Source organism: Sinorhizobium sp. 8-89 (assembly GCF_030124325.1).
In the GTDB taxonomy this organism is placed as follows: Bacteria; Pseudomonadota; Alphaproteobacteria; order Rhizobiales; family Rhizobiaceae; genus Sinorhizobium.
This window is the reverse complement of sequence record NZ_JASKLR010000056.1, coordinates 1-10,709: the sequence shown is the minus strand read 5'-3', so window position 1 is coordinate 10,709 and position 10,709 is coordinate 1. Positions and strand designations below refer to the sequence as shown.

Genomic DNA, 10,709 nt, shown 5'->3' with positions numbered 1-10,709 from the left:
TCGGCGACTGGTTGCGCGACCTGTTCGACCGAAGACTCAGCACGTGACCGCGAGTGATCGGCGCAACCCCGGACTATCAACCTCAACAGACAAGGAAACCACGATGATACGATTGATCCGCTCTGCCGTGCTGGCCGCGGGCGTCTGCCTGAGCGCCGTGCAAATCGCCGCCGCCCAGGATCTTGTGATCGGAATGCAGGAGGTACGGCCACGCTTCGACCCTGCCATCGAAACCGGCAACACCGGCATTCCCCTGAGCAATGCGGTCTTCGAAACCCTTATCCGCCGCGACTACCAGAGCGACGGCAAGGGAACCGGTGCCAAGCTGGTGCCGGCGCTGGCCGAGAGCTGGCATCGTGTCGACGATCTCACGCTCGAATTGAAGCTGCGAAGCGGGCTGACCTTCCACAACGGCGATCCGCTGACCAGCAAGGACGTCAAGTTCACCTTCGATCGCATCCTGGATCCGAAGTCGCAATACGCGCGCTCGCAGTTCCAGTACGAGAATATTGCCCGCGTCGAGGCGCCCGACGACCTGACGGTGCGCGTCGTCACCAAGAAGCCCGATCCGACGATCGAACTGATGCTGACCTTCCCGGCCAGCAGCATCGTCCCGAAGGACTATTACGAGAAGGTCGGCTTCGAGGCGTTCGGCCAGAAGCCGGTCGGCGCCGGCCCCTATCGTTTCGTCCAGTCCGTCGACGACGACCACGTGACGCTCGAAGCCTTCCCCGTTTTTTGGGGCGGCAAGCCGCCGGCAGAAAAGCTGGTGTTCCGCGAGATCCCCGATCTGTCGGCCCGTATCACCGCGCTGGCGAACGGTGAGGTTGAGATCATCAACAACGTAACCCCCGACCAGATCCCGGCCGTCGACAATCTCGACTGCTGTGAGGTCCGCAGCGTCATGGCCAACAGCCATCTCCTCAACTACCGCACCTCCAATCCGCTAATGGCGGACAAGCGCTTCCGTCAGGGCCTGAATTTGGCGATCGATCGCGAGCTTCTGTCGAAGGCGCTGTGGAACGACAAGGCCGAGGTTCTGCACAGCCATCAATATGCGGAATGGGGAGACCTCTACAACGCCGATCGCCCGACATTCCCGTACAATCCGGATCGCGCCCGTAAGCTCATCGAAGAATCCGGTTACAAGGGCGAGGAGATCCAATTCACGACGAGCCCGGTCTACTACACCAATGGCCTCGCCGCCGCGGAGGCGATCGTCTCGATGTGGCAGAAGGTCGGTGTCAACGCCAAGGTCGAGGTCAACGAGAGCTGGTACGAGAAGTCCAATGACGATCCGGGCATCGAGGTGCGCAACATCTCCGACTGGGGTGATTTGCCCGACCCGAATGTCACGATCATGTGGAGCTGGACGATCACCGCGCTTTGGGACGGAAACAAGGCTTTCCAGGACCTCGGGCACAAGGCGGCGACGACGCTCGACAGGAAGGAGCGTTTTGGCCTCTACCAGCAAATGCTGGACATGTTCGAGGACGAGGCGCCGGGGACGGTCCTCTATCGCGTGCCGGATTTTTACGGCGTGCGGCGCGACACCAAGTGGCAGCCCTATACCAACTATGTGATGGACTTCCGGCCCGGCAGTTTCGTGTTCGGGGAAGGCAAATGACCGACCGGCACGATGCCGTTCTGCGTGTCGAGGAACTGCAGACGCAGTTCCTCACCGCGCAAGGGCCCGTGCACGCAGTCAATGGCGTCTCCTTCGAAATCGGTGCGGGCGAGACGCTGGGGCTGCTGGGCGAGTCCGGTTCAGGCAAATCGACGATCGGTTTGTCGCTGCTGCGGCTGTTGCCGCCGGGCCGCAGCCGGATTGCCGGTGGCCGCATCCTGTTTGGCGGTGACGACCTGGTCCAGGCGAGCGAGGAACGCCTGCGGCGGCTGCGCGGCAAGGACATCGCCATGATCTTCCAGGAGTCGCTGAGCGCCCTCAATCCGGTCTACACCGTCGGCGAACAGATCGCCGAGGTCATCCGCCAGCATGAGCGGCTCGACCGTCGAGCCGCATTTCGGCGCGCCGGCGAAATTCTCGAGATGGTCGGCATGCCCGATCCCGGTCGCCGGCTCAGCGAATATCCGCACGAGCTTTCGGGTGGGATGCGCCAGCGCGTGGTCATCGCGGCGGCGCTCGCCTGCCAGCCGAAGCTATTGATCTGCGACGAGCCGACGACGGCGCTCGACGTCACTGTGCAGGCGCAGATCCTCGACCTGATTTCCGATATCCAGCGCCGGACCGGCATGGCGGTGCTGTTCATCACCCACGATCTTGGCGTTGTCGCGGAAATCGCGCACCGCGCCGTCGTCCTTTATGCCGGCCGGGTGGTGGAGGAAGCCGACACGCCGAGTCTGCTTGCACAACCCCGAATGCCCTACACCCAGGGCCTGATGCGCTCGCTGCCGCAGTTCGCCGAGGGGCGTCGCCTGGCGGCGATCCCCGGCTTCGTGCCGAACCCGCGGTCGATGCCTTCGGGCTGTGCCTTTCATCCGCGCTGCGGTGAAGCCAGACCCGATTGCGCCGAGACCGTGCCGGCGTTGGCAGAGGCAGAGAACGGCCGCCGGGTGCGATGCCTGCGCTGGCGCGAGATTGCTCACCAAACAGAACGGCGGGTTCGCACATGAACGCTTTCACCAATCAGCCTCTGGCGGCCTCTGCGATCCCCGCTGTGACGAACCCCCTGCTAGAGGTTGCCGATCTTCGCAAGACCTTCTCCGTCGGGCGCGGGTTGTTCGGGCGGCCGCGGGCAATCCTCAAGGCCGTGTCCGGCGTGTCGCTCAAGGTTTATCCTGGCGAGATCGTCGGGCTTGTCGGCGAATCCGGGTCGGGCAAGACGACATTGGGTCGTTGCGTGCTGCGGCTGGTCGAACCCTCGGCCGGCACCGTGCGCTTCGATGGCGTCGACCTGATGGCTCTAACCGGGCATCAGCTCCGGGCGTTTCGCAAGCACATGCAGATCATTTTTCAGGATCCGTTTGACAGCATCAACGAGCGCATGAGCATCGGCGAGCTTGTCGGAGAGGCCTTGGCGATTCACCGCCTCGCGAAGGGAAAGGCGCGACGGGATCGCATCGTCGAGCTCCTGGAACAGGTCGGCCTGAGAGCGGAATTCGCCGATCGGTATCCGCATACATTGAGCGGCGGCCAGCGCCAGCGCGTCGGCATTGCCCGTGCGCTTGCCGGTGGCCCGCAGTTCCTCGTCGCCGACGAACCGGTCTCGGCGCTCGACCTCTCGGTCCAGGCGCAGATCCTCAATCTGCTCTTGGACATACGCGATCGTCTCAATGTCGGCATGCTGTTCATCTCGCACGACCTCTCCGTCGTCCGCTTCATCGCCGATCGCGTGCTGGTGATGTATCTCGGCAAGATCGTCGAAAGCGCGCCGGCTGAGGTGCTCTATCGGAGCGCGGCTCATCCCTATACGCAGGCGCTGCTGTCGGCGGCGCCGATCGTCGGTGAGGGGCGGTCACGCGAGCGAATCCGGCTGCAGGGCGAATTGCCGAGCCCGGTCGATCCACCGAGCGGATGTGTGTTCCGCACCCGCTGTCCGAAGGCGACAAGCGAATGCGCGGCCGTCGAGCCGCCGATGCGCGCGATCGGCCCGGATCACCACGCCGCTTGCCTCTATCCGGCCTCGGCCTGATCGACCGGCACAGTTTCCATTCATCGAAGGAGTCAACCCATGCAAGGCAAGCGTAAGCTCATTATGATCCTGATCGACGGAGTCAGTGCCGACTATTTTGAGGCGCACGCTCAGCGACTGCCTTATCTCACTGGCCTGGCGCGCAGCGGTACGCATATCCGCAGGATGTCCTGCCCGGTACCCGGGACGTCACTGCCGGGGCGGGCCAGCATGCTCACCGGCAAGCCGTCTGAGGTGCACGGCATCTTCGGCAACCACATCTTTGACGGCACCACCTTCCGCGTCGCGCGGCCGGATGATGTGGCGGCGCCGACGATCGCGCGTCTCGCCCGCTCGGCTGGCCTCAAGGTCGCCTGCATCGGCCATGCGATGGTGGACCCCGACGACACCGACATCTACGAAGCGCCGTGGTGGCTGCGCGATTTCATGGAAGGAAGCCGGTTCGCCAAGACCCTGAACCGGGCGGCCGTGTCGCGGCTTCTCGCTCCGCGGGGGCGGGGCGAACAATCAATAGCGATGCCTGTCAGCAATGGCGGCCTTGCCGAAGACGAGCCGGGCTTGCCGCATCTGCTGGGCCTTGCCTGCGATCAGCAGGTCATGCGGCAAGTGGCCGATCTCGCCTGCTCGGATGCCGCACCGGATCTGATCCTCACCGAGATCGAGATGCCTGACGTCATCCAGCATTTCTTCGGCTACGAGACCGAAGCCTCGCACTGGGCGATTGCGACGGCCGATCTCCTGGTCGGTGAGTTGCACCACCGGCTGGAGCGTGCCGGCAAGCTCGACGCGTATACTATCGCGATCGCGAGCGATCATGGCCATAGCCCGATCGACACGGCGATCTACACCGACATCGCCCTGCCGGATGTGCTTTGCGAACCGGAGGGCGCGACGCTGCATGTCGTGGTGAAGAACGACGCCCATCGCGACGAGATCACATCGCGTCTGGCCCAATTCGGCGCCGACTATATCGGCAACGACCATGTTCCCGGCGCGGTGCGAGGGTCGATCGCGACCTATGCGGCGCCGCATCGTCACAGCTTCGAAGTCTCGCGGACTGGTCCTGAAGCTGCAAGTTCCCTTGGCAAGCCGCGATACGTCTCCTCGCATGGATTGCGGCCCGGCGCGCCTGCCGACGACCGCTTCGCCATCTTCTATGGCGCCGGCATTCCGCAGCGCCTCGTCGATGCCGCCACCGCCGAGGACTTCTTCCCGGCTCTCACCTCCATCCTCGGCCTTTCGAAGGACGAGAACGCGGCTGAACGCGCGAGTGCACAAATCCTGTGAACAATAGCCCTGCTGGAAATCAGATGTTCGATTATGGAATGTTCAAGTTCTCCTCGAAGGAGGAGGTGTTCGAGACGTCGGAGCGCTACTGGAATCCCGGAAAGACCCGCTTCTGGCGCGACGCGGGGATCGACCTCGTCATCGACAGGCGAGAGGGCTACGAACTGTTCGACATGGACGGTCGCCGGCTGATCGATCTCCACATCAACGGAGGCACCTTCAATTTCGGGCATCGCAACCCGGAAATCGTCGACACCCTCAAGACGGCATTGGATCATTTCGACATTGGGAACCACTGGTTTCCTTCGATGGCGCGAGCGGCCCTTGCCGAGGCGCTGGTGAAGGTCAGCCCGGGCTTCGACCATGCCTTCTTCTCGCCGGGCGGCGCGGAGGCGATCGACGTCGCGATCAAGTCGGCGCGCTACGCCACCGGGCGGCGCAAGATCGTCTCGATCGTCAAGGGCTATCACGGCCATTCCGGCCTTTCGGTCGCCACCGGTGACGCGCGCTTCTCGAAGATTTTTCTTTCGGACCGTCCGGAAGAGTTTCTGCAGGTGCCGTTCAACGATCTCGATGCCATGGAGCAGGCGCTCTCCTCGCGAGACGTGGCCGCCGTCATCATCGAGACGATACCTGCGACCTACGGCTTTCCGATGCCGGACCACGGCTACAACCGCGCCGTCAAGGAACTCTGCGAACGCTACGGAGCGCTCTACATCGCCGACGAAGTGCAGACCGGGCTGCTGCGAACCGGGCAGATGTGGGGCTGGCAGACCTTCGGCGTACAGCCGGACATCTTCGTCAGCGCCAAGGGCATCGGCGGCGGTGTCTACCCCTTCGCCGTGACGATGCTGACGAAACGCTCCGGTGCGTGGATGGAGGAGGACGGCGCCGCGCATATCTCGACATCCGGGGGGTCGGAAGTCGGCTGCTTCGTTGCCTTGAAGGTGCTGGAAATCCTCTCCCGCCCCGAGGTCGTGGCGAACGTGGAGTTCCTGACAGGATATTTTGCCGACGCCTTTGCCGAGATGATCCGCAACAACGACGAGGTGCTGGCGGGAATTCGCCAGAAGGGCGTGGTTATTGGCCTGGAGTTTCGCCATCCTGAGGGCGCCGTTCACGCCTCGAGGGCGCTCTACGAACATGGCGTATGGGCGATTTTCTCGTCGCTCGATTCACGGGTCCTCCAGTTCAAGCCGGGTGTCCTCATGTCGGAGGCACTGGCTAGTGAGGTGATCCATCGATTTTACGCCGCTCTGCCGCGTATCCGAGAATTGAACGCCCAAGCACCGGCTATCGCTTCTCCGGCTTAGAAGCGGTCGCTCGTTTCTTGGGTCAGCATCCGACCTCCAACCTTCAAGAAGCGCGTGGTGTGATGGCACGGGTTGTGGGCAATGATCTGCCAAGTGGGGGAGCCAAGGGGTCTTCCCCCTTGCTCCCCTGCAAGTGCCGCCTGCGCATGGCAGGGCCGCCGGCTCGCACGCCGGCGTAGAACCATGACTCACCGAGTGTTCCGATCCGCCCCGCTCGGCCTGGCAGCCCGGCGATGCTCGCCGGCATTTGCCCCCTCCATCCCCGCGCGCTCACGCGCCCCCGGGAGGCATGTCGGGGGACATGCCTCCGGCATTGACCAAGAAGAGGATTGGAACAATGGCAAGGACAGCGAAGAAGGCAAAGGCCGTCACGGAAACGACCACGGAAGATATGGCAGCGGATGAACCCGTCCGCAGCATCGGTGCGGCGACGGCGGATGTAGTCGCCGCTCTGCCCGCACCGGAGGGCATTGCGCCGGACAGCGTCGATGCGCAGGAAACTGCATCAGTCGGCGGCACGGAAATGCTGATCCCGCTCGACAAGCTCAAGAAGTCGCCGCGCAATGCGCGCAAGACCCCGCATAGCAACGAGACGATCGAAACCTATGCGGCGAGCATCGCCGCCAAAGGCATTCTGCAAAACCTTGTGGTCGAACCGGAAATCGGTCCCGATGGCGAGCCGACCGGTTCTTACTTGGTGACGATCGGTGAAGGCCGCAGGCTGGCGCAGGTGTTGCGCGCCAAGCGCAAGGAAATCGAACCGACGGAGCCGATCCGTTGCGTCGTCGACACGACCAACGATCCGTTCGAAATCAGCCTGGACGAGAACGAGGCGCGCACCAATCTCTCGGTTGCCGACCAAGTGGAGGCCTTCCGGACGCTTGCGGAAAACCGGGGGTGGGGCGCGGAAGAAATCGCTGCGCGCTTCGGCGTAAGCGCCCATGTCGTCAGGCAGCGGCTGCGGCTTGGCGCGGTCAGCCCGAAGCTGATGCAGGTCTATCGTAACGGAGGCTTGACGCTTGAGCAACTGATGGCCTTTGCCGTCACCGACGATCATGCGCGGCAGGAGCAGGTCTATGACGGCCTCGGCTACAATCGCGAGGCCTACATCATCCGCCGCGAACTCACCCGGACGCATGTGCAGGCGAACGACCGCAAGGCGATCTTCATCGGCGCGCAGGCCTATGTCGAGGCGGGCGGGTCGATCCTGCGCGACCTCTTTACCGAGGATCGCGGCGGATACTTCGAGGACGCCGCGCTTCTGGATCGGCTGGTCCTCGAAAAGCTGGAAAGCATTGCCGCAGATTTACAGGCAACAGAGGGTTGGAAATGGGCGGAAGTCTTTCTCGACTACCCGCATGCCCATGGGCTTCGCCGCGTCTATCCGCAGCCCGTCGAGCTTTCAGCGGAACACCTTGCCGCCCGCGAGGCGGCACAGGAGGAGTTCGACCGTTTGACGGCGGAATGGGAAAACAGTGACGAAGACCTGCCGCCCGATGTCGATCAGCGCCTTGCCGAGCTTGAAGCGGAGATCGAGCGCCTTGACGCCTTGCGGCATGCCTACGATCCGGAGGAAGTCGCCTGCGGCGGCGCATTCGTCTCGCTCAACTATGAGGGCATGGCCCGCATCGAGCGCGGCTTCATCCGCCCCGAGGACGAAAAGCCGGAAGCGGACGCGGGAAGCGCAGAGGATGGCGGATCCATCATCGACGGCGTGCGCGTCAATGCGGACGGAGAAGTCATCGCGGATGCGGAAGGGCAGGGCAGTGACCAGCCCTGCGGTTCCGGCAATCAGGCACCGGAAGAAGACGAAGGCGATGCGGCGCAGCCGGTTTCCGACATTCTCACCCGCGACCTGACCGCGCATCGGACGCTGGGCCTTCGCCTTGCCCTTGGCGAGCAGCCGGAAGTCGCGTTGATCGCCGTTACCCATGCGCTCGCGGCCCAGACCTTCTATCGCGGTGTGGACGCTCATGTCCTCGAAATCCGGCCCACGAGTGCCGCGCTGCCCAGTCACGCGGACGGCATCGAGGACACGGCGGCGGCGAAGATGCTGGCAGATCGCCATGCAGGCTGGGCGACGGACATGCCGCGCGACATGGCCGATCTCTGGGACTTCATTGCCGGCTTGGATCAGGTGAGCGTCATGGCCCTCTTTGCCCATTGCGCATCGCTGACGGTCAATGCCGTCAAGCAGCCTTGGGAGCAGCGACCGCGTGCGCAGCGCACCGCCGACCGGCTGGCGACCGCACTCGCACTGGACATGAGCGAGCATTGGAAGCCGACCGTTCGCAGCTATCTCGGTCGCGTCACCAAGACGCATATCCTCGCCGCCGTGCGGGAGGCCTGCGGCAGTGAGGTGGCGGAGCGGATCGCGGACATGAAGAAGGCGGCGATGGCGGAGGCTGCCGAGGACCTTCTTGGCGAAACCGATTGGTTGCCGCCACTCCTGCGCACCGAGCGGCGTGCTTCGGCCATGGAAGCAGAAGCGCCGGACGCGGCCGCGGAGGCGTTCGAGACGGAAGAAGATGGCTTAGATGCTGGAGAGATCATCTTCCCGGAAGCCGCCGAATAAACCGGCTGGCCGGAGCCACGTGCTCCGGCCTCATTCTCCGCATCGAGAAAATTTGCGGCCGCGCCACAAGGGCGCGGCCGTGACCTCGACGCAAACACGATCATCACCTCCATCAAAAAAGCGCGCAGGCGTCACAGCGGAGGGCAGGTGCCGATAGAGAGGGGGATTGACGCTATGACACCGATAATCCTCCTGGCTGTCGGGCTCTCCGGTGCCATGTGCGTTCTCGCCTTTGCGCTGGCGACCCATGCCTTGCCGTTCTTCCTCGGCCTTGCCGCATTCCGCTTGGCGTTCGCATGGGGTGCCGGATGGATGGTAGCGGGCATTGCTGGCGTTGCCGCCGCCATTCTGTCGTTTGCGCTGTTCGTCTACCTGCGGGAGGTCTTGCGCAGCTCAACTGCCAAGCTGGTCCTCGCCATTGTCTATGCCGCTCCCGCCGCCGTCGCGGGATATGCGCTGGTGCACGGCGTCATCGGTGCTGCGCCTCTGTCGGAACCCGTGAAGCAATTTCTCTGCCTTGCAAGCGGGGGATTCGCCGGGCTCTCGGCAGTGGCGCGGCTCGCCACTCCGGACTGAACACGGCCCGACGGGTGACCGGCGCATTGTCGAACTAACAGTATTGCGAGTTTCCCCTGCGATGGGAATGTGCACGCTTCGACGTGTCAGAAAATCAGGAGAAGCCAATGACGCAGGAGCAAACGTTTCAATTGAACACATACTCGGTGGTCCATGATCCCGAGGAGCCGCGTTGGGCGGAGACGGGAATCCCGGACATCTACTTTGCCAGCTTCGAAGAGGTAAAAGCCGAAGTCCCAAGGTTGCGCGATGATCTGAAGTCAGCGGATGAGGAGCTTCCGGCCTTCCGGATCGAAAAGATCGAAACGATTCCCGTGTCGAAAGCCAACCTGCTGACCCTGCTCAACGAGGGCATGGCCGCCTTCCTAAAGAACTACGAAATCGTGGAAACGGTGGGTTAGCGCCGACGGGCCTGTCGTGCCGGTCGGCCCCGCCAGTCCAGAGCCGGCGTTGACTATCACAAGCAAGACGGCAGCAACGAAGTGGGCTGAGGAGCAGTCCGGTGCTTCCGTTCAAGCCATCCATGCAAGTCAGCGGCGAACGTAGATCGCCCAGGTTGGTGGGATGGACTGCGGCGACCGTGCCGGCAGCCCCTCTCAGCGCGCCCCGAACCGATGGCGTTGGGAACAACAAAAGACCGGCCCCGTCACGCGCACGCCGTCGATCGGCAAAACATTCGCAGGCCAGACATGAGATCGACCCGTGTTGCGCACGAGCGCGAGAAACCTCGTCTGCGAGGGAGGAGAAGGCGCCGATGATTGCCATGGTTCGGTCTCCCGTTTGACTGACAAAGATCACGTCCAACGCGAACTCGATTGATCTGGTCTGACCGAAGACCGGCGGCGAAACTGCCGCCTCGATCTCAAATCCGCAACGTCCGTCATCCGCTTTTTTCCGCCGCTGGCCTGATGGCCAGCTTTGCATCGCGATATCAAAAAAGCGGCTGTCGGCCGCCCTCCATTCCATTCCGGCCATTTCTGGTGCGGCCCGATCGTCCCCGGTCCAACGACCGTCATCGAGATCGCGATAGGCGCGATCCGATCAGCAAAAGGATGTTGCATCATGGCTACCATCGGCACCTTTACCCGCTCCGCAACCGGCGAAATCTCGGGTTCGGTCAAGACTCTCACCCTCAACGTCAAGTCCGTGAAGTTCGTGCCCGCCGAGGGCGACACCGAAAACGGCCCCGACTACCGCGTGTTCGCAGCAGCTTGCGATTATGCAGAGAGCGGGATTTTGCGGAGTGCTAGCTGCTGAAGGCCGGATTTGTCGGCAGTTGCGGCTGGTTCTGCTCCGCATAATTCC

The 10,709-nt window shown here is 63.2% G+C and carries 8 protein-coding genes and 1 pseudogene; all 9 read left to right on the top strand.

The window, feature by feature from the left end; translation table 11 throughout:
* Window positions 1–103 precede the first annotated feature (103 nt).
* Complete coding sequence (locus QN219_RS33240; RefSeq protein ID WP_284004685.1) at window positions 104–1,627, top strand: ABC transporter substrate-binding protein; 1,524 nt, start codon at window positions 104–106, stop codon at window positions 1,625–1,627.
* A complete protein-coding gene (locus QN219_RS33235) occupies window positions 1,624–2,634 on the top strand; it encodes an ABC transporter ATP-binding protein (protein ID WP_284004684.1) in 1,011 nt (336 codons plus the stop codon). Before QN219_RS33240 ends, QN219_RS33235 begins: the two co-directional genes overlap by 4 nt.
* Entirely contained in the window at window positions 2,631–3,653 is a 1,023-nt protein-coding gene (locus tag QN219_RS33230) for an ABC transporter ATP-binding protein (protein ID WP_284004683.1), read from the top strand. The genes QN219_RS33235 and QN219_RS33230 overlap by 4 nt, the downstream gene beginning before the upstream one ends.
* Before the next feature lie 39 nt (window positions 3,654–3,692).
* Window positions 3,693–4,940 (top strand): alkaline phosphatase family protein, encoded by a 1,248-nt coding sequence (locus QN219_RS33225; RefSeq protein ID WP_284004682.1) that lies wholly within the window; start codon window positions 3,693–3,695, stop codon window positions 4,938–4,940.
* 23 nt (window positions 4,941–4,963) lie between these two features.
* Window positions 4,964–6,253, top strand: coding sequence for an aminotransferase class III-fold pyridoxal phosphate-dependent enzyme (locus QN219_RS33220; RefSeq protein WP_284004681.1), 1,290 nt, complete (start codon window positions 4,964–4,966; stop codon window positions 6,251–6,253).
* Window positions 6,254–6,590: 337 nt separating this feature from the next.
* The gene (locus QN219_RS33215) at window positions 6,591–8,828 is read left to right on the top strand and encodes a ParB/Srx family N-terminal domain-containing protein (protein WP_284004680.1); all 2,238 of its coding nucleotides are present in this window, start codon (window positions 6,591–6,593) and stop codon (window positions 8,826–8,828) included.
* Window positions 8,829–9,002: 174 nt separating this feature from the next.
* On the top strand, window positions 9,003–9,404 hold the full coding sequence (locus QN219_RS33210; RefSeq protein WP_284004679.1) for a hypothetical protein: 402 nt from the start codon (window positions 9,003–9,005) through the stop codon (window positions 9,402–9,404).
* A 107-nt stretch (window positions 9,405–9,511) separates the two neighbouring features.
* Window positions 9,512–9,805: a hypothetical protein gene (locus tag QN219_RS33205; protein ID WP_284004678.1), complete on the top strand. Its 294-nt coding sequence runs from the start codon at window positions 9,512–9,514 to the stop codon at window positions 9,803–9,805.
* 661 nt (window positions 9,806–10,466) lie between these two features.
* A pseudogene (locus QN219_RS33200) lies at window positions 10,467–10,625 on the top strand (DUF736 family protein); the annotation flags it as partial.
* Window positions 10,626–10,709 lie beyond the last annotated feature (84 nt).

Excerpts from the sequence above, each read along its gene's own strand:
- QN219_RS33240 (WP_284004685.1), top strand. The coding sequence starts at position 104 with ATGATACGATTGATCCGCTCTGCCGTGCTGGCCGCGGGCGTCTGCCTG.
- QN219_RS33235 (WP_284004684.1), top strand. The coding sequence starts at position 1,624 with ATGACCGACCGGCACGATGCCGTTCTGCGTGTCGAGGAACTGCAGACG.
- QN219_RS33230 (WP_284004683.1), top strand. The coding sequence starts at position 2,631 with ATGAACGCTTTCACCAATCAGCCTCTGGCGGCCTCTGCGATCCCCGCT.
- QN219_RS33225 (WP_284004682.1), top strand. The coding sequence starts at position 3,693 with ATGCAAGGCAAGCGTAAGCTCATTATGATCCTGATCGACGGAGTCAGT.
- QN219_RS33220 (WP_284004681.1), top strand. The coding sequence starts at position 4,964 with ATGTTCGATTATGGAATGTTCAAGTTCTCCTCGAAGGAGGAGGTGTTC.
- QN219_RS33215 (WP_284004680.1), top strand. The coding sequence starts at position 6,591 with ATGGCAAGGACAGCGAAGAAGGCAAAGGCCGTCACGGAAACGACCACG.
- QN219_RS33210 (WP_284004679.1), top strand. The coding sequence starts at position 9,003 with ATGACACCGATAATCCTCCTGGCTGTCGGGCTCTCCGGTGCCATGTGC.
- QN219_RS33205 (WP_284004678.1), top strand. The coding sequence starts at position 9,512 with ATGACGCAGGAGCAAACGTTTCAATTGAACACATACTCGGTGGTCCAT.